Origin of the sequence: Lederbergia citrisecunda (assembly GCF_018343695.1) — a bacterium.
In the GTDB taxonomy this organism is placed as follows: Bacteria; Bacillota; Bacilli; order Bacillales; family Bacillaceae_C; genus Lederbergia; species Lederbergia citrisecunda.
The window spans coordinates 993571-1013528 of the sequence record NZ_JAGYPJ010000001.1 but is presented as its reverse complement, the minus strand read 5'-3'; the positions used below and the strand labels follow the sequence as shown (position 1 = coordinate 1013528).

Genomic DNA, 19958 nt, shown 5'->3' with positions numbered 1-19958 from the left:
ACAGCCCGGTTAGTTTCCGGGCCATCCTCTTTATTTTTTCGGAACGACTTGGCAAATAGTCATTCGATTTTCTTCAATAAACTGTTTTGCTGCTTCCTTAACATACTCAAAGTTTAATTCTTCTAAAACGGATACAGTATCAAACAGATTCATACCGTTAAATGTATATCTAGTAAATTGATTAGCAATAAACTCTGGAGAATTCATGGACCGTAAAAATCCTCCAATTCGTTTTTTCTTTGCCCGTTGTAATGCTTCATCAGATAAATGCTGACCATTTTTTGCTTCTAATAGTATGGTTTGCAAATGGTTAGAAAGTGCATCTGGATCCTTCGTATCACTTCCAACATGAGCAAACCCATATCCTTGCTCAAGTGTGATGTCATATTGAAAAGTATCATCTATTAATCCGCTTGTAATGAGCTCTTCATAGTTATTAGAACTCTTTCCAAATAATATTTCAAATACAATATTAAGGGCAAGCTCATACTTTAGCATTTCTCTACCTTGTTGATGTACTTTTTGCGATTTTATTCCTACAAAACATTTTGGTGTTTGGACATTCATTTTCAATTCTTGCTTTTTATTATTTACCGTTTCCGGTTCTTCCTCAAAAAAACGTTGTATTTCAGGAGCATTACTATATTGTTTCTTCGATTGATTTGATCGAACTAAATTCATCATTTCTTCCGGGTTTACTGGCCCCACTATAAACAGTAGCATATTGCTCGGATGATAAAATGTATGGTAGCACTCATAAAGAAGGTCGGCTGTAATATGAGAAATCGATTCAACCGTCCCGGCTATATCAATCTTTACAGGATGATGATGGTACATATTTTCGATTGTACCAAAAAACAGTCTCCAGTCCGGATTATCGTCATACATTCTAATTTCTTGACCAATAATGCCTTTTTCTTTTTCTACGGACTTTTCAGTAAAATAAGGTTCTTGAACCATATCCATTAACGTAATGAGGTTCTTCTCCACATCACTTGTACTAGAAAATAAATACGCAGTCCTAGAAAATGAAGTAAAAGCATTTGCTGACGCACCTTGTTTACTAAATTTTTGGAACACATCTCCCTCTTCTTTTTCAAACATCTTGTGTTCCAAAAAATGAGCTATTCCATCAGGAACACGAATATACTCATCCTTCCCTAACGGTTTAAACTGGTGATCAATGGAACCATAGTTAGTCGTAAAAGTAGCAAATGTTTTATTAAACCCTAGTTTTGGGAGGACATATACTTGTAGCCCATTATCTAGTTTTTCATAAAAAAGCGTTTCATTTATTTGATCAAATTCAATCGTTTTCATCCTTGCTCACCTTCCATTCCGGAAAGAAAATAGATTGTGTCGAGTTCCACTTTTTGAGCTACTGCTACGATTTCATCTCTTGTTGTCGAATTCGTTTTTTCAATCCAATCGTTAATAGCCACATTCGTCCCTGCAACAGTATTATGATAAAATACCTCAATAACACCTCTTGCTGAGTCAATCGTTTCCAAAAATTGATTTTGAATAACAGCTTTTGTTTGAGAAATTTCTTCATCAGTAAAACTGCCATCTTTCATTAAGTCCATTTGTTCTTTAATAATGGAAACTGCCTTGTCATAGTTCTTGGAGTCTATGCCTGACATGATCATTAATAACCCTTTATGACTCTCAACCCTGCTGGCAGCATAATAAGCAAGACTTTCTTTTTCACGAACATTTATAAAAAGCTTGGAATGTGGAAATCCGCCGAATATTCCATTGAACATTTGCAATGTAAAATAATCCGAATCCCCATATTTTATATTTGTGCGGCAGCCAATATTTAGTTTACCTTGATTTATATCTTGGGTTTCTTTCACTTCTTTTACTTTTGTTACACTTTTTTCTTCTACATGTTGTTGTTGATTTGTCGTTCTATCCTGAAATTGAAATAATGAGCAGAAGTTTTCTACTTCGTTACTATCAATGTCTCCGATTATATATAAATCCATTTTGTCTTCCATGAATGCGCGTTCATAATAATCAAATAAAGAAGCTCCTGTTATCTTATCTACTTTATCTTCATCGCCGGAAGCATGAATGGCATATGCTTCATCTTTACACATTTCTTCAACTAGACGAACACTTGCATATCTCATTTTATCATCGTATACGGATTGAATTCTCCTTTTTAAACTATGTTTTTCTTTCCTCATAGTCGCTTCATCAAATGCGCGATCTGTGACATTAGGATTTTGCAAAACTTCGCTTAAAAATTCAATCGCTTTTTGCAAAAGAGGAGTCTTATCTTGTAAAAATTTTTCATTAGCGACCTCTAATGTAAAAGAAATAATATGGAACTCGCCTTTTTTGCTTACATCTGTAAAAAATGAAGCTCCATACAATTCATCCAAGTAAGAACGTAATGCACTTGTAGTGGTGTATTTTTTTGAATTGCTTTGAAGGACATTTGGAAGTAGTGCACGATATGTAGCTGTTTCTTTATCAAGAGGTGCTTTCATTTTCCAAACTATTGTATTTGTTTTGTATTTTTCAGTTGGAATGAGATGAAGAGTGTAACCAGACTTTTCAACTAAATATTCCTTTACAAGTTCCATGTAGGATCCTCCAATACTCGCAATATTTCACATTCCGATAAAAAGTGGGACGAAATAAATTACGCCCCCACTTTACATAATATTTTTATGGTACTATTCAAAACTTCTTTATAGTTTATGACTTCTTTACAATGTTTATTCAAAAATGAATTAACGTTTTCCTTTAATATAAGGTGTTCCCGATGCTTTTGGTGCATCTGCCCTACCGATAAATCCTGCCAGCGCTAAAATAGTTAATACATATGGAGCGATAAATAAAAATACGGAAGGAACATTTTGAAGAATCGGTATCCTCGATCCAACTATACTTAAGCTTTGAGCAAATCCGAAAAATAGTGCTCCCCCCATTGCGCCCAGCGGATGCCATTTACCGAAAATCATCGCTGCTAAAGCCATAAATCCCTGCCCGGTAATCGTTGTGTGACTAAAATTACCTGTAAATGATTGTGCATATACAGCGCCACCAGCACCTCCTAAGACACCGGATAAAAATACTCCAATATATCTTAGTCGGGCTACACTTATCCCCATCGTATCCGCCGCCATTGGATGTTCTCCAACAGTCCGAATTCTCAGGCCAAATGGTGTTTTATAAATGATGTACCACACTACAAACGAAAGTAGAATTGTGGCATAGGCTACGTAAGAAACATTTGTAAAAAATAACTTTCCAATGATTGGTATATCACTTAAAAAAGGAATATCTACCTTCCTTATGTTTTCTACAATCATTTCGGTTTGTCCTTTTCCAAATATCTTTTTTACGAGGAAAATCGTTAACCCCAGTGCCAAAAAGTTAATGGCAACTCCACTTACAACTTGGTCTGCCCTGAACGTAATCGATGCCAATGCATGCAATAACGAAAAAATTCCTCCAACAATCATGGCAACAAGAATGGAGATCCAAGGAGTTGCTGCACCGAATATATCAGCTGTGTAATAATTAAAAAGAATTCCGCTAAATGCCCCTACTACCATTAAACCTTCCAAGCCAATATTTACTACACCTGTACGTTCTGAAAAAACTCCACCGAGTGCAGTGAGTATGAGTGGTGCAGCCGCCAAAATTGATGAGGAGATGATAAGAGATAATAGTGTAGTAACTTCCACTTATTTCACACTCCTTCTAAAACGAGCAATCAGCCATTTAATCATATAACTTGATGCTACAAAGAAAATGATAAAAGCAATTACGATTTCTACTAGTTCTTCCGGAACATTCGCATTTGGCATTTGGAGTGCTCCTACTTTCAAACCTCCAAATAAAAATGCTGCCAGTACAACTCCAATTCCAGAATTACCACCTAATAATGCAACAGCAATTCCATCAAAACCTACACCAGAAAAGCCCGTATGAATAAAAGCATTTCCAAAAGTACCTAATCCTTCCATTGCTCCTGCAAGACCTGCGAATGCACCTGATATAACCATTGATGAAATAATATTACGATTAACACTCATACCAGCATACTCTGCCGCATGGTGATTAAAACCAACCGCACGTAATTCAAATCCAGCCTTCGTTTTTTCCAATAAAAACCACATAACAATTGCTGCAATAATTGCAAGATAAATACCATTATGCAATGTTGAATAATCTGTTATACTTTCAAAAAAAGGCGAACGAAGTGAAGCCGAATCGGGGATAATCGCTGTTGAATCTTTTTGATCTGATAACACATAGCGAATCAAATAATTTGTTACATATAAAGCAATATAGTTCATCATAATCGTCACAATAACTTCATGTACCCTGAGCCTAGCTTTTAATAATCCTGGAATAAATCCCCATAGAGCACCTGCTAGTGCTGCTACAATTATAGCTAAAGGCAAATGAATGATTTTCGGAAGATCGAAAGACAACCCTACCCAAATAGAGGCTACCCATCCGATTAATAATTGACCTTCAACCCCAATATTAAATAGGCCTGTCCTAAAAGCAAAAGCAACCGCAAGTCCAGCAAAAACGTATGGAGTCATTTGTCTTAATGTTTCACCGATTAAATATGATTCACCAAATATTCCATTCCATAACGCGGCATACCCTGCAATGGGATTGTAGCCACTTACTAGCATGATGATAGCCCCTGTAATAAGTCCAAAAATAACTGCAATGACTGGAACTAATATATTTGTTAAACGATTAGACATAAGTATCCCCCCCTACTGCTTCTCGCCTCATACCAGCCATTAATAACCCAAGTTCTTGTTCATTCGTTTCGTCTGCATTGACTATTTTAATAATTTTCCCTTCAAAAATAACAGCGATTTGATCACTGACATTCAGAATTTCATCAAGTTCAAATGAAACGAGTAAAACGGCCTTGCCGTTATCACGCTGTTCAATAAGACGCTTATGAATGAATTCGATTGCCCCTACATCAAGACCTCTTGTCGGTTGCGCAGCAATTAAAAGATCGGGATCACGGTCTACTTCTCGTCCAATAATGGCTTTTTGTTGATTTCCACCTGAAAGTGCACGTGCATGAGTAAAAGCGCTTGGTGTTCGAACATCATATTCAGAAATAAGAGAATTCGCTTTCTTAAATATTTCTTTAAAGTCTAAAACTCCAAATTTTGAAAAAGGTTTCTGATAATAGGTTTGTAATACCATGTTTTCACCGATGGAATAATCAAGGACAAGGCCATGCTTATGTCGATCCTGAGGTATATGCCCTAAGCCAGATTCAGTAATTTTTCTTGGCTTGAGGTTCATGATTTCCTTCTCATTTAATTTAATCGATCCGCTTTCACCTTTACGTAATCCAGTTATAGCTTCAATAAGCTCCGCTTGACCATTTCCATCTACACCTGCAACTCCAATTATTTCTCCAGACCTTAAAGTCAAATTAAGCCCATTAACCGCAGAAACACCTCGATTATCTTTTACAAATAAATCTTTTATTTCAAGAACTGTTTCCTTTGGATTTGCTTTCGTTTTTTCTGTTGTGAATAAAACCTCACGGCCAACCATCAAATTAGCAAGTTCATGTGTATTTGTATCTTTTACATCAACCGTGCCAATTCCTTTTCCTTTTCTAATAACGGTTACTCTATCGCAAATTTCCATTATTTCTTTTAATTTATGTGTGATTAAAATAATCGACTTGCCTTCTTTTATTAAAGTTTTCATAATTTGGCTTAATTCTTTGATTTCCTGTGGAGTAAGTACCGCTGTAGGTTCATCGAAAATGAGGATATCTGCACCTCTATACAACGTTTTCAAAATCTCCACTCTTTGCTGCATACCGACGGAGATATCTGCAATTTTTGCTCTTGGGTTAACGGATAAACCATATTTTTCTGAGATTTCCTGTACTTGTTTTTCTGCTCTTTTAATATCTATTGATAGACCTTTTTTTGGCTCTTTGCCGAGTATAATATTTTCAGTAACTGTGAATGGCTCTACTAGCATAAAATGTTGATGAACCATACCAATTCCTAAATCATTGGCAATGATAGGGCTAGTAATCTCCACTTTTTTTCCATTTACTTTTATTTCTCCACGCTCAGGTTGATATAATCCAAATAATACATTCATTAATGTTGATTTACCCGCACCATTTTCTCCAAGCAACGCATGAATCTCACCTTTTTTAACTTGTAACGTGATATTATCGTTCGCTACAATGCCTGGAAACTCTTTGCGAATGTTCAACATTTCAATAACATAATCCATACTGATCCTCCTTCTAACAAAAGGTCATGCTCCTTTAGATAGAATACCACTATTTCTTTTAATAAAATTCTTTAGTAACAAAAATACGGGCTGGCCATTAAAGCCAAGCCCGACAATTGTTAGTTTATTTCTTTTTTAATTTATCCGGGACTTTAACATCGCCGTTTTTAATTTTACCTTCGTATTCTGTCACTTTTGCTAATACGTCATCAGTTAAATGTTCTTTTGAGTCAGAAATTTTAATTCCATTTTCTTCTAAGCCATATTCAAGAATTTGTCCACCTGGAAAATTCCCGTCTTTTGCTCTAGTAGAAACATCTTTAACAGCGACATCTACTCGCTTAACCATAGAGGTTAAAGTGATGTTCTCTGTTTTATCTCCTATTTTCACATCGCCTTCAGGATGTTGATCTCGGTCTACACCAATTACCCAAACCTCACGGTTTGGATCCTTTTGTTTAAGATTTTTCGCTTCAGTAAATACACCTAGACCCGCTCCACCAGCAGCATGATAAATAATATCTACTCCTGAGCTATATTGTGCTGCAGCAATGGCTTGGGCTTTTGATGAATCAGTAAATGTTCCGGCAAATTGAATATCTACTGTAGCACTAGGATTCACTTCTTTTACACCCGCTTCGAACCCAGCAGCAAACTTATTAATTAAATCACTTTCAATTCCACCAACGAAACCAACTTTGTTTGATTTTGTCATCATTCCTGCAACAATACCAACAAGATATGATCCTTCATGTTCTTTAAACGTAATACTAACAACGTTATCCTTGTCTGGAACTACTGAATCAACGATTGCGAAATGGTTGTCTTTACGTTGATCGGCAATTTTTGCAATTGCATCCGTTAATTTAAATCCTACACCATAAATGATATTAAATTTATCTCTAACTGCACCATTTAGATTTGTTGAGAAATCGGCTTCATTTTTGGATTGATAATAGTTATAACCATTTTTCCCTTTTTCTAGATTATTCTCTTTACCAAATTCTACAAGTCCTTCCCAAGCAGATTGGTTAAAGGATTTATCGTCTACGCCACCTTCATCTGTTACCATTGCAGCTGTGAAATTTTTATTTTCCTGTGCTCCATTGGCTCCTTCATTCTTGTTGTTGTTCTTGCTAGTACCACACGCACCTAATATCATGCCCACTAGTAACATAAGTGAGAGCAATAATCCTATGTTCCGTTTCTTCACGTACAGAACCTCCTATTATTTTGGATTTAGCAAAGCTAATCAATATTATGTATCTATATCATGCCTGCCAACCGCTCATAATATAACATTTTTTATCGAATAAATAAATAAAGAAGGTCTATTATTCATAAAAAAAAAGCTATCCATTTTTTGGGATAGCCAATGTTTACGACGTATGTTCTTCTGCAGGTTTTGATACGAGTACTGATCGAGGCTTACTGCCTTCATAAGGTCCTACTACACCTCTCGCTTCCATTTCATCAATCAAACGTGCAGCTCTCGTATAACCAATTCTAAATCTACGCTGAAGCATTGAAACGGAAGCTGTTTGCATTTCTGCAATGAGTTGAACCGCCTCTTCATAAAGTTCATCTTCTACTACCGATGAAACTTCTGGAATATCTTCTGGTATCATTTCTTCTTGATAATGAGCTTTTTGTTGTGCAATAACAAAATCCACTACATTTTCGACTTCTTCATCTGATAGAAAGGCTCCTTGGACCCTTACAGGTTTTGAAGCTCCGACTGGCAAAAATAACATATCTCCTCTACCAAGCAGTTTTTCTGCCCCACCCGAATCCAATATCGTCCTAGAGTCAGTTGAAGACGAAACTGCAAATGCAATTCTGGACGGGATATTCGCTTTTATGACCCCTGTAATAACGTCTACTGAAGGTCTTTGTGTCGCTATAATTAAATGAATTCCCGCTGCCCTAGCCATTTGAGCAAGCCTTGTAATGGAATCCTCTACATCACTTGAAGCGACCATCATTAAATCCGCTAACTCGTCCACAATAACGACAATGTAAGGAAGTAATGGCCTAATTTCTTCTGATTCTAGATTATGCCTTCTCATATGTTCGTTATAGCCTTCAATATTTCTTGTACCCGTGTGCGAGAAAAGCTCATATCTTCTTTCCATCTCACTTACAACTTTTTTCAAGGCTTGTGAAGCTTTCTTTGGGTCTGTAACAACCGGGGCTAATAAATGAGGTATTCCATTATACACATTTAATTCTACCATCTTCGGATCAATCATCATCATTTTCACTTCATGGGGTTTAGCTCTCATTAAAATACTTGTAATGATTCCGTTAACGCACACACTTTTTCCACTACCAGTTGCTCCAGCAACGAGTAAATGCGGCATTTTATTCATTTCAGCTACGACTGCTTGTCCTGTTATATCTCTTCCAAGGCCAATTTGTAGCTTTGCATCCGGATTATCATGTTCTTTAGATTCCAGCACTTCTCTAAGAGATACGACTGCTACTTCAGTATTAGGTACTTCTATTCCAATGGCGGATTTTCCGGGAATCGGAGCTTCAATTCGTATACCTTTTGCCGCTAGCGCCAAAGCAATATCATCGCTTAAACTGACAATTTTACTAACCTTGACTCCGGCATCTGGATGAATTTCATATTTTGTAACAGCAGGTCCAAGATGAACTTGAGTCACTCTCGCTTTAACTCCGAAGCTTTGGAATGTTTTATTTAGTTTTGTAGTATTTTCATGGATCATTTTATACTCGCTGCTCTGATCCGTCAGCCCAGGTCTTGACAACAATGATAATGGCGGCAATTTATAATCCTTGTTTTCATGTTCAGTAAAAACAATCGGCGCGGCTAGCTCTACTTCGTCCTCTATATTTGCCTCCACAACTATATCATCACTGGCATCTTCTTCATCGGGATATGCTCTTTCAGTAAAACTCGAAATAATTGGTTCATTAATATTTTCATGCTCTTCATATGAAGCAGGAATTTGTGGCTCAAGTATTTGTTCTTGAGCTTTTTTACTACCTTCAAACTCTTTCTTAATTTTCTTTTCTTTTCTTTCTTCCTTCCATTCTTTTAAATCCGTTTTAAATAGTTGCCATTGATTTTTTATGAAATTTCCAATCCATTTAAATACGCTTCCCAACACTTCTCCAATTGATTTTCCTGTAATTAGTATCAAGGATATTAGCATAAGGAAAAAGCTGAATATTTTCGTCCCTAGCGAACCGAAAACAAAATAAGTGACGGTTGTTAAAAGTGCGCCAATCATCCCTCCACCTAATTCCTTTGTTGACGTGTTGCCCTTCATAATTTGAAAAAAGTCGTTGTACGTGTTCGCAATAATACTAAACCCTTTTATCTTTTCATTTTCCATTTTCAAATCAAAAAATTTAATATGAGAAAGGAGTAAAAAACATGCGATAAATAAATAAATTCCTACTAACCTTTGTCCAAAAATAGGTGGAAGTTCTCTCTTAATGATCATGTAGACGGCCATTAATAAAAGGGATAATGGGCCAACAATATGCCATTCACCAAATAAAAAATAAAAAGGAGAATTTAATAACGATAGCTTATCACCATTAACGATTATGATTAAGCATAAAGCTACTAATGCGATTCCCGTTATTTCAAATTTAAGGATTTTATTCATTTTTTTAGAAGTGCGCCTTCTCCGTTTTTTCTTAACCATTTAATCACCTTGTCTGCGCTATTTTATTAGTACATTATACCATATTTAGCGTATTCCCCCTATGCAGAAACAAATAAAACAGGCTACGGTAATATATCCGCAGCCTGTTTCTTGACGTTAAGCTGGTTTTTTGAGAGCATTTTTTAATCCAACACGAGTAAAATCTTTCATAAAGTAACGAATCATCATAGTAGTTCCAAAAACAGTTAAATAACTATATAAGGCGATCCATGCACCATAGCTTCCAAAATCAAATACGAATACCAAAATATATGACAGAGGTACGAATAATCCCCAAGCGTGAATCAAAGATGCTCTTAATAAGAAGGTAGTATCTCCAATTCCTCGTAAACCTCCTGCAAAAAAGTTAGCCAATGCATCAAATATTTGAAGAAATGCAGAAATCATAATGAGATTTGCCGATAGTTTAAAAACCTCTGGAACATCAGTATATATTTGTGAAATGGACTCAGCAAAAAAGAATTCAGCCGTTCCAAGAATAAGAATAAACATTGCGCCTAGTTTTGCTGTTTCTATTCCAAGTTTTTTTGCCAAATGCGGATTTTTCCTTCCAATTTCCTGACCAACTAGAATAGTGGCAGTTGAACCAAATGCAGCTGCTGGCATAAAGCCTAAACTCATAACACTTAACGATATTTCATTAGCAGCAAGCGCGTTCGTTCCAAGTCTAGTGACAAATGCTGTAAATACAAGCATTGCCATACTTTTAGAAAACTCTTGCGTTCCTAATTTAAAACTTTCAAAAAATATCAGCTTAGATTCCAACAGATCAAAAACAGGCTTAAAGCGAATGAAAAACCTTTCTTTAAGATTTTTAAAAAAGGCAAAAGTAATAAGTGCGAACGCTGAAAGTTCACCTAAAAATAATGCTATCCCCGCACCCTTTAAACCCAGCTCAGGAAAGCCTAAGTTTCCATAAGTTAATGAATACGTGAAAAAAATCATAACCCCATTTCCTAATAATGACGCATACATAGGAGTTTTTGTATCGCCAATACCTCGGAAAAAGCTAAATAATGTAAAAGTTAAAATGGAAAACAACATGGCATAAAAACGGATTTGTAAATATGGAGCTCCTTCTTCTACCATGTTTTCAGGGCTTCCCATTAAACGTAGAATTCCTTCTGCCCCGAAAAAACCAACTAAAATCGTAAAGATTCCAGCAATAAATCCAAATATAAGCGCAAGAAAAGTACGATCCAATCCTTTTTTCATCGTATTGGAGCCATAATTTTGGGCAACTAAGTAATTGACAGTGTGACCGATTCCAGAAAACATCGCCCATGCATTGTACATGATAACATTTGAAACACCAACTATTGCGATAGCAAGTGCACCTAAATTACCAACCATTATTAGATTGATCATTCCGGTTACAGTCATTGATGCAAATGAAGCGATGGACGGGATGGCGAGCAGAATAATTTTTTTCCAGTTTTTCATGAAGTGATCCCCTATTTCTTTATATCTATTTATACAGATTATATAATTTAATCACATATTGATGGAAAAGAATAGATGTAATCGATATTTTTATGTAAACGAAAAACACCTCTCAATGTTTTGACTGAAAGGTGCTTATAAAAAGAGGATTATTCATGTAATGGAATATAGGTCCCTGGTGAATATTCAGCTTTTAAATAATCGTCGGGATTACTGCTCATGATTCGAATTACTTTATACATCTGACCACTTTGTTCAACAATCATCGGAATTCCATTTCTTGTTATGGGGGTTTGGCTAGAAAAAGCATCTTCACTATATTGAAAAATGAGTTCTGGAGGAACGATCGTGTGTAAAATCATTGTATGAAGCCCTCTCCCTTTCTTTCTTTCCCTCTTTGTGCAATCAGTTCATTTAATTTACCTAAAGCTTGACCAATACCACCCACTTCATTAATCAAACCATATTTAACTGCATCAGAACCAATTACGTTCGTTCCAATATCTCTCGTCAAATTTCCTTTAGCAAACATTAAGTCCTTAAACACTTCTTCAGAAATGTCGGAGTTTTTTGTTACAAACTTTACAACTCTTTCTTGCATCTTATCCATATATTCAAATGATTGTGGTACTCCGATTACAAGCCCAGTTAGTCTTATAGGATGTATTGTCATCGTTGCTGTTTCCGCAATAAAAGAATATGAGCAAGAAACAGCTATTGGAACACCGATTGAATGCCCACCACCTAAAACGATCGAAACGGTTGGCTTGGATAAGGTTGAAATCATTTCAGAAATAGCAAGTCCAGCCTCCACATCTCCACCGACTGTATTAAGAACAACTAGCAGCCCTTCTATTTTTGGGTTTTGTTCAATCGCTACAAGTTGTGGAATAATATGTTCATATTTAGTCGTTTTATTTTGCGGAGGTAATTGCATATGCCCTTCTATTTGCCCGATGATTGTTAAGCAATGAACATTAGTGTCTTGTGACAATTGCGGTACACTCGTTTGACCAAGCTGTTGAATCTTCTCTATAATGCCTTCTGTTCTTCCTTCTGGCGTTTCATTTGAATCATCTTCAGTGTCGGTTTTAGACGTATTCTGATTAAGCATAATAGCCTCCTACTTTATATGAATTATCCATAGTATGAACTGCCTGCCATATTTCAATCCATAAAAAAGCAGCCTCGTTTTTCAGAGACTGCTTTGAATGTTTTTATTAAATTTCCATAATGATCGGGAGGATCATTGGTCTTCTTTTTGTTTTCTCATATAAGAAATAATTGAGACGGTCGCGTATATCTTGTTTAAAGCTTGACCAATCAAAAGAATTTCCAGCAATCGCTTCTTCAGCAATGGAGCGAACAATTTCACTTGCCTCTTCAAGTAATTGTTCTGATTCACGAACATAAACAAATCCACGTGAAATTATTTCTGGACCTGATACAATTTTTTTCTGTTTTTTATTAATCGTTACAACAATTGTAAAAATTCCGTCCTGAGACAATAGCTTACGGTCCCGTAGAACAATATTTCCGACATCTCCTACACCGCTGCCATCAATTAATATATTTCCCGAAGGAACTCGGTTACCTGTCGTCATAACGCCATCTTTATATTCAACTACTTCTCCATTACCAGGGATGAATATTTGATTCTTTCTATAACCTACTTCTTGAGCAATTTTTGCGTGAGAAAAAAGCATTCTATATTCGCCTTGGATGGGCATAAAATATTTAGGTTTCATTAAGTTTAGCATTAATTTTAAATCTTCTTGACTACCATGACCGGAAACATGTACTTTGCGATTGGCGGAACTCACAACAGCCCCTGCACGATATAACATATCCATCGTTTTATAAATACTAGTTTCTAGTCCAGCGGAAGGTGTTGCTGTAATTAAAACAGTATCACCTTTTTTGATATTAATTTGTTTATGATTTCCACGTGCCATCTTTTGCAGTGCTTCTATAGGCTCACCCATGTTACCAGTAGATATAATGGTAATTTCATGATCGTCATACTTTACAACATCCTGAACAGGGATTATTAACTCTGGATCTGCAACTGATATAAAGCCTAATTTTAGGGCAATCTCAAAGCTTTTTTCAATACTTTTCCCAACAACTGCCACCTTTCTACCATTTTCAAACGCAGCATCAAGTGCTTGTTGAATTCGAATAAAGTTTGAAGCAAAACATGCAACAATCATACGCCCAGGAGCTGCATGAAACGCATTTGAAATATCACGGGCAGTTACAGATTCCGAAGTTGTAAATCCAGGATGCTCCGCTTCCGTACTGTCCGATAAAAGGCATAGTACACCTGAATCACCAATGCTTGCCATTTTTCCGATTTCCGAACGATATAATCCTGTAGCCGCTTGATCAAATTTAAAATCACCTGTATGGACGATTTTACCCTCTGACGTATGAACACAAATTCCCAAAGAATCAGGGATACTATGGGTCGTATGGAAAAAGGTAACTGAAGCATAGTCAAAATGGATTTTTGAATTCGATTTAACAATATGAAATTGAGCTCCAGAATTCATATTATGTTCTTTCATTTTTTCCTTAGCCAACGCAACAGTTAGTTTTGACCCATAAACAGGTGCATTGATTTTCCGTAGTACATAAGGCAATGCTCCGATTGCATCTTCATGTCCATGAGTTAAAAATACAGCTTTAATCCGATCTTTTTGTTCTTCTAACCATGAAATATCCGGTATCACTATATCGATCCCGAGCATTTCATTCTCAGGGAACATGAGTCCGGCATCGATAATAAAAATCTCCGAATCTACTTCGATGACGTACATGTTCTTGCCGATTTCTCCCACACCTCCGAGTGGAATGATCTTTATGACCTCGTTTTTCTTTTTTGTCAAATCTATGTCCTCCTATTGTTTATTCCCGATCTACATCAGTCAGTTTCATTATACTAGAATATGAAATCGCTGTTCAACTTTTACCAATAAAGAAAAATGAAAGACGCTCGACAAGAGGTTTATAGCCTATAACTTCACGACCCTTACTAATTGCAAGAGACAAGAAGATTCTCTAGCCGTTTATCTGATTTCTATGTAAATAAAGAAGCTGATTCCGAAATTGGAACCAGCTTCATGTTTCGAAAAATGGATCAACTTATTTTATTCTCTCAAGTAAATGAGCCAAATCCGCTCTTTCTTGCTCTGATAATGGTACTAATGGAAGTCTAACTGAACCTACATCAAAGCCACTCATTTGTAATGCTGTCTTTACAGGTGTTGGACTTGGTGCAGCAAATAATCCTCTCATGAGAGGGAGCAGCCTTCTATGAATAGAAGCAGCTTCTTCGTGTTTACCTTCTTTGAATAAACTTATCATTTCCTGCAATTCGGGACCAATGACGTGGCTTGCAACTGAAACAACACCACAGCCCCCAATAGCCAACACTGGAAGTGCCAAACTATCGTCGCCACTATAAAGAAGGAAATCATCATCCGTTTTAGAAATAATTTCTGCCATCGCATTCAAATCTCCACTTGCTTCTTTAGCAGCTACAATATTATCAACTTTGGAAAGTTCAATCATCGTTTCTGGTGCAATATTCACGGAAGATCTACTCGGTATATTATAAATCATGATTGGTAGCGTAGTGGATCTTGCTATAGAAACAAAGTGTTGATACAAACCACTTTGATTTGGCTTATTATAATATGGTGCTACTAACATGATCGCATCGACACCAATTTCTTCCGCTTTTTTAGTTAGCTCAATAGATGCATACGTATTATTGCTTCCTGTTCCTGCTATGACAGGTACTCTTCCATCTACCGTATTCGTTATATGTCTGAATAACGCTAATTTTTCTTCAGTAGATAAGGTAGGTGATTCCCCTGTCGTTCCTGCAACAACAAGGGAGTCTGAACCATTATGAATCAAATGGTTAACAAGCATTGTTGTCTTTTGGAAATCTATATTTCCTTTATTGTCAAATGGCGTCACCATCGCAGTTGACACTTGGCCAAAATGGACCATTTTATCACACCTCAAATCTTATCGTTCATATTCCAACAAATCATATTGTAATTCAAAAGTATCATGTAACGCGTTTACAGCCAGTTCCAAATCTTTCCCATCAACAAGAACCCAAATTGTTGTATGACTATCAGCAGATTGTAAGATCCTAATATCTTTTTCAGATAACGCAGTTACAATCTTGGATGTTACCCCTGGAACACCTGCAATGCCCGCGCCCACCACCGAAACCTTCGCACAATTACTAATCACTGACGGTTGATAGCCTAAACGTTCCAAAATAGAGATGGCTTTATCTATTGTACTATCTGGAACTGTATAGACCACTCCGCTTGGAGAAATATTAATAAAATCGACACTGATATTTTCATTAGCCATTGCTTTAAAAACATCTGATTGAAGATTGTATTGATCTTTTCCAGCTGTAACTTTTATTTGTGAAACATTTGGCACATAGGCAATTCCTGTTACAAGCCTCTCACGTATTTCTGCAGTTTCATTCTCTCTAGTAAATGTTGTTACGAGAGTTCCTGGTGAATTTGTATACGTTGATCTTATCCTAATTGGAATTTTTGCTTGCATAGCAATTTCTACTGCACGAGGATGGATGACTTTTGCTCCTTGATAAGCCATATTACATACTTCATTATAAGTAACTACGGATAAAGGACGTGCATTTTTTACTATACGTGGATCAGCCGTCATCATTCCATCAACATCAGTAAAAATATCAATCCATTCTGCTTTAAGAGCTGCACCAAGTGCTGCTGCAGATGTATCGCTTCCGCCTCTGCCAATCGTCGTAATGTCGCCATTTTTTGCAGCACCTTGAAAACCAGCTACAACGATTACATCATGAGTAATTAATTCATGAAGCAGTCTTTTGCATTTCATTTCGATAATTTTAGCATTTGTATGATCATTGTTTGTTACGAAACCGGCTTGTGCACCAGTCATGGAAACTGCGCTTATACCGGTTTCTTTTAACTCTTGTGTAAAAACAACACTGGATATTGTCTCACCGCAGGAAAGTAAAATATCTTGCTCTCTTTCGCTCAGTAATGTTTTATCGCCACCTATTAGAGACAATAACGTATCAGTTGCATACGGAGAACCCTTTCTCCCCATTGCAGAGACAACGACAACGACTTTATATCCGTCTTCGATTGCTTGCTTGATATGAGCTTGTGCCTGGAGTCTCGTTTCTACACTTTGAACAGAAGTTCCTCCATATTTTTGGACGATGATTTTCATGGTTTCACCCCATTTAAATAACTGGATTATTTAGTAGAAACTAAGCCCAATTTAATCAAGCTTTCAGCAATTTGAATCGTGTTCAGTGCAGCACCTTTTAATAAATTATCAGAAACAATCCACATATGAAATCCAGTTGTCTCATCTAAATCTTTTCGAATTCTCCCAACAAAAACGTCATCTTTTCCTACTGCCATAGCAGGCATTGGATACACTTGTGCTTCCGGATCATCCTGGAGTGTAACCCCCGGTGCATTTGAAAGAACATTTTTAATATCCTCTACTGAAACGTCGTTCGTTCCAATTTCGATATAGACAGATTCTGAATGTCCAGTTTCTACAGGAAGTCTAACGCATGTTGCAGCTACTTTTAATTCAGACATTCCCATAATCTTTTTTGTTTCATTTATCATTTTCATCTCTTCAAATGTAAACCCATTTTCAGTGAATTTATCGATTTGAGGGATGGCATTAAAGGCTATTTGATAATGCTTATCCAAACTGCTTACAGGCAATACAGCAGGGTTAACTTCTTCGTTGTTTAGAATCGCATTTGTTTGTTCGTATAGTTCATTAATTGCGTTAGAACCCGCACCAGAAACTGCTTGATACGTAGACACTACAACTTTATTTAATCCAAAGGCTACCTTGATCGGCTCAAGAGCAGCCACCATTTGGATTGTTGAACAGTTTGGATTGGCAATGATGCCGTTATGCCCACGAAGTGCTTCTGAATTAACTTCAGGAACAACTAGTGGAACTTCAGGATGCATTCTAAAGGCACTAGTATTGTCGATTACAATTGCACCACGTTTTACTGCTTCAGGTGCAAATTTCTCCGATATACTTCCACCCGCACTAAAAAGGGCTATTTCTACACCTTCAAACGATTCAGGTACTGCTTCTTCTACAGTAATGATTTCGTTATTAAATATAATTTCTTTACCAGCAGAACGGGCAGAAGAAAGTAAAGTTAATTTTCGAATGGGAAAATTTCTTTTCTCCAATTGTTTAATAATTTGTTGACCTACTGCACCAGTAGCACCCATAACAGCTACGTGAAAACCATCTTTATTTGCCATTTATAGTACTCCTTCCAGCCAAAGAAAGTAAATCTTTGTTGTTTTATTATTTACATGTATTAATATTATCATATTATCACATATAGCTTTGCTACCGGTATACATTTGTTAAAAAAGGATACTAAAATAACACTTCATTAAAATATTTATAAGTGCATTTATACATGTATAATCTTTAGTTTGCTACAAGAATTCGACTAGCCGATGAATTTTTATACAAAATGAATCAGGTAAAAGTTTCCCCCTACCTGATCTTATTAAACTACTGTATTAATTACATATAATTTATTATATACTATACTCCCTAATGACTGGCTGTAATTGATAGCCATCTATTGCGGCTTGAACTGTTTCAGAAAGATATTCCATTTTTGCTACCATTGATGTTGGCTTATTGATTGGATCATCCTGTCCAAAGGGAATAAAATATATATTCTTCGCAGACATCAGCTTCATTAAATTTAAGCCGTTTAATCCAAGTGCATCGTTTGTAGAGATTCCTAATACAACTGGGTTTCGATTTCTTAGTGTCGCCTTAGCGGCCATTAGAACTGGGCTATCTGTTAAAGCATTGGCAAATTTGCTCATAGAATTTCCAGTTAATGGTGCAATCACCATGCAGTCAAGTGGTAATTTTGGTCCGAGAGGCTCTGCATCAACGATTGAATCTATTACTTTTCGACCAGTGATTTCTTCAATTTTTGCTACCCAATCTTCACCATCACCAAATTTAGTGTTCGTATTTTTCAGTGTAAATGTAACGACAGGGATGACTTCTGCTCCTTGCTCCATTAATCTTTCAATTTCAGGGATAACCGCATCATAAGTGCAATGGGAGCCAGTCATTCCAAAACCTATTCTTTTTCCCGCTAAACTCATTATGAATTCTCCTTCCGTTTTTCGAGATCATCCGCAAGAAGCTGCGAAAGTACATTGGCAAGAATTTGCCCAGCTGTTTTCGGTGCCACAATTCCAGGCAACCCAGGGGCAAGCAATGCTTTTATTCCTCGCTTTTCGGCATAACGAAAATCTGTGCCACCGGGCTTGGATGCTAAATCGATAATCAGTGTATTCGTAGGCATATTAGCTATGACACCAGCATTCAAAATCATATTGGGTACCGTATTAATACATATATCAAGATCCTTAACTTCATTTTTTAAATCATTAAAATGGAAAGGTTTTAGTCCCATTTCCGTAATTCTTGCTAAATGGGCACTTTTTCTTGCCCCTACTTTCACTTTTGCTCCTAAAAGGGCAAAGGTTCTAGCAACACTCATACCGACCCGTCCAAGTCCGAGAACGGCTATGGATGATTGATGAATAGTAATATTTGTGTTTTGAATGGCCATCATAATTGTTCCCTCTACTGTTGGAATAGAGTTATATATCGCTACATCATCTCGTTCAAAAAGCTGTACTAATGTTCTCTTTGAAAGATTTGCTATGTTATCAAGATAGCTATTACTAATACCGGAGTAAATCTTACAGTAAGAAGGCGTTTTATTGAGAATTTGTTCCGTCAAAATCACTTTTTCATTTGAAAAGATTGTTTCAATTTCTCCTTCAAGGCTCGTTCCAGGAACAGGTAGGATGACAGCATCAATAGTGGAGAAATCTACATCTGCCAATTTTTCTTTTACCGCTCCTGTAAAAGATTGAGCCAATTGTTCAAATCCAATTAAATATAATTTTGCATCGAGTTCGGTCAGTTTTCGAATGATTTCTAATTGCCTAGCATCCCCACCTAAAACGGCTATGTGCATATCTGTCAACATCACATTTCTTCACCTTCTTTTTTATGCATGGCAGAATAACACCGCACCATTAGTGTATGTAGGATAAATACCCCTGTGCATGAACACAGGAATCTGATGAAAATAATATTTATTCGAATAAAAAAACTGTACAATAATTCCTTAAAACAAATTAAATAAAAACGATGCATGCTATTTGTAGAGCATCATTGATTTTGGCACCGTGTTAATTATAGCGAAAGGCTAGAGACTCCTGCGGGAAAAAGGGTCATGATGTGACCACAGCTAGCTCGTCAAGTGCCCTGGAGGCTTCCCCTTAACTTGTCTAGCTTCACCTTCGCTTTTCGGTGCCTAGGGAAAGCGAGGGCCAGTAGAGTAAATCAACTAAACAAAAAAATAAAGGTGCTTTCAAAAAG

General features: G+C 36.6%; 16 protein-coding genes. All 16 read right to left on the bottom strand.

Annotated features, from left to right (window positions below):
* Window positions 1–30: 30 nt before the first annotated feature.
* The gene (gene yfmH / locus KHA93_RS05050) at window positions 31–1320 is read right to left on the bottom strand and encodes an EF-P 5-aminopentanol modification-associated protein YfmH (RefSeq protein WP_213109734.1); all 1290 of its coding nucleotides are present in this window, start codon (window positions 1318–1320) and stop codon (window positions 31–33) included.
* Window positions 1317–2597, bottom strand: coding sequence for an EF-P 5-aminopentanol modification-associated protein YfmF (yfmF, locus tag KHA93_RS05045; RefSeq protein WP_213109733.1), 1281 nt, complete (start codon window positions 2595–2597; stop codon window positions 1317–1319). The genes yfmH and yfmF overlap by 4 nt, the downstream gene beginning before the upstream one ends.
* Window positions 2598–2747: 150 nt before the next feature.
* On the bottom strand, window positions 2748–3707 hold the full coding sequence (locus tag KHA93_RS05040; protein WP_213109732.1) for an ABC transporter permease: 960 nt from the start codon (window positions 3705–3707) through the stop codon (window positions 2748–2750).
* On the bottom strand, window positions 3708–4748 hold the full coding sequence (locus tag KHA93_RS05035; RefSeq protein WP_213109731.1) for an ABC transporter permease: 1041 nt from the start codon (window positions 4746–4748) through the stop codon (window positions 3708–3710).
* Entirely contained in the window at window positions 4741–6276 is a 1536-nt protein-coding gene (locus tag KHA93_RS05030; RefSeq protein ID WP_213109730.1) for an ABC transporter ATP-binding protein, read from the bottom strand. The genes KHA93_RS05035 and KHA93_RS05030 overlap by 8 nt, the downstream gene beginning before the upstream one ends.
* A 124-nt stretch (window positions 6277–6400) precedes the next feature.
* The gene (locus tag KHA93_RS05025; protein WP_213109729.1) at window positions 6401–7489 is read right to left on the bottom strand and encodes a BMP family lipoprotein; all 1089 of its coding nucleotides are present in this window, start codon (window positions 7487–7489) and stop codon (window positions 6401–6403) included.
* Between the two features lie 166 nt (window positions 7490–7655).
* The gene (locus tag KHA93_RS05020) at window positions 7656–9962 is read right to left on the bottom strand and encodes an FtsK/SpoIIIE family DNA translocase (RefSeq protein ID WP_213109728.1); all 2307 of its coding nucleotides are present in this window, start codon (window positions 9960–9962) and stop codon (window positions 7656–7658) included.
* Window positions 9963–10079: 117 nt separating this feature from the next.
* Entirely contained in the window at window positions 10080–11426 is a 1347-nt protein-coding gene (locus KHA93_RS05015) for an MATE family efflux transporter (protein WP_213109727.1), read from the bottom strand.
* A 149-nt stretch (window positions 11427–11575) separates the two neighbouring features.
* The gene (locus KHA93_RS05010) at window positions 11576–11788 is read right to left on the bottom strand and encodes a YlzJ-like family protein (protein WP_213109726.1); all 213 of its coding nucleotides are present in this window, start codon (window positions 11786–11788) and stop codon (window positions 11576–11578) included.
* Window positions 11785–12540, bottom strand: coding sequence for a ClpP family protease (locus tag KHA93_RS05005; protein WP_213109725.1), 756 nt, complete (start codon window positions 12538–12540; stop codon window positions 11785–11787). The genes KHA93_RS05010 and KHA93_RS05005 overlap by 4 nt, the downstream gene beginning before the upstream one ends.
* A 106-nt stretch (window positions 12541–12646) precedes the next feature.
* Window positions 12647–14317 carry a ribonuclease J gene (locus KHA93_RS05000; protein ID WP_213109724.1) on the bottom strand — a complete coding sequence of 557 codons (1671 nt, stop codon included), beginning with the start codon at window positions 14315–14317 and terminating at the stop codon, window positions 12647–12649.
* Between the two features lie 256 nt (window positions 14318–14573).
* A complete protein-coding gene (gene dapA, locus KHA93_RS04995) occupies window positions 14574–15449 on the bottom strand; it encodes a 4-hydroxy-tetrahydrodipicolinate synthase (RefSeq protein ID WP_213109723.1) in 876 nt (291 codons plus the stop codon).
* 18 nt (window positions 15450–15467) lie between these two features.
* Window positions 15468–16703, bottom strand: coding sequence for an aspartate kinase (dapG, locus tag KHA93_RS04990; RefSeq protein ID WP_213109722.1), 1236 nt, complete (start codon window positions 16701–16703; stop codon window positions 15468–15470).
* Window positions 16704–16729: 26 nt separating this feature from the next.
* Window positions 16730–17785, bottom strand: a complete 1056-nt coding sequence (gene asd, locus KHA93_RS04985; RefSeq protein ID WP_213109721.1) for an aspartate-semialdehyde dehydrogenase — start codon at window positions 17783–17785, stop codon at window positions 16730–16732.
* Between the two features lie 288 nt (window positions 17786–18073).
* Window positions 18074–18664, bottom strand: coding sequence for a dipicolinate synthase subunit B (dpaB, locus tag KHA93_RS04980; RefSeq protein ID WP_213109720.1), 591 nt, complete (start codon window positions 18662–18664; stop codon window positions 18074–18076).
* Window positions 18664–19563 (bottom strand): dipicolinic acid synthetase subunit A, encoded by a 900-nt coding sequence (gene dpaA / locus KHA93_RS04975; protein WP_213112776.1) that lies wholly within the window; start codon window positions 19561–19563, stop codon window positions 18664–18666. The genes dpaB and dpaA overlap by 1 nt, the downstream gene beginning before the upstream one ends.
* Window positions 19564–19958: the final 395 nt, after the last annotated feature.

Bases quoted from the DNA above. Each gene is read 5' to 3' on its own strand.
- KHA93_RS05010 (WP_213109726.1), bottom strand. From the start codon at position 11,788: ATGATTTTACACACGATCGTTCCTCCAGAACTCATTTTTCAATATAGT.
- yfmH (WP_213109734.1), bottom strand. From the start codon at position 1,320: ATGAAAACGATTGAATTTGATCAAATAAATGAAACGCTTTTTTATGAA.
- KHA93_RS05015 (WP_213109727.1), bottom strand. From the start codon at position 11,426: ATGAAAAACTGGAAAAAAATTATTCTGCTCGCCATCCCGTCCATCGCT.
- KHA93_RS05035 (WP_213109731.1), bottom strand. From the start codon at position 4,748: ATGTCTAATCGTTTAACAAATATATTAGTTCCAGTCATTGCAGTTATT.
- KHA93_RS05005 (WP_213109725.1), bottom strand. From the start codon at position 12,540: ATGCTTAATCAGAATACGTCTAAAACCGACACTGAAGATGATTCAAAT.
- KHA93_RS05030 (WP_213109730.1), bottom strand. From the start codon at position 6,276: ATGGATTATGTTATTGAAATGTTGAACATTCGCAAAGAGTTTCCAGGC.
- dpaA (WP_213112776.1), bottom strand. From the start codon at position 19,563: ATGTTGACAGATATGCACATAGCCGTTTTAGGTGGGGATGCTAGGCAA.
- asd (WP_213109721.1), bottom strand. From the start codon at position 17,785: ATGGCAAATAAAGATGGTTTTCACGTAGCTGTTATGGGTGCTACTGGT.
- dapA (WP_213109723.1), bottom strand. From the start codon at position 15,449: ATGGTCCATTTTGGCCAAGTGTCAACTGCGATGGTGACGCCATTTGAC.
- yfmF (WP_213109733.1), bottom strand. From the start codon at position 2,597: ATGGAACTTGTAAAGGAATATTTAGTTGAAAAGTCTGGTTACACTCTT.
- dpaB (WP_213109720.1), bottom strand. From the start codon at position 18,664: ATGAGTTTAGCGGGAAAAAGAATAGGTTTTGGAATGACTGGCTCCCAT.
- dapG (WP_213109722.1), bottom strand. From the start codon at position 16,703: ATGAAAATCATCGTCCAAAAATATGGAGGAACTTCTGTTCAAAGTGTA.
- KHA93_RS05020 (WP_213109728.1), bottom strand. From the start codon at position 9,962: ATGGTTAAGAAAAAACGGAGAAGGCGCACTTCTAAAAAAATGAATAAA.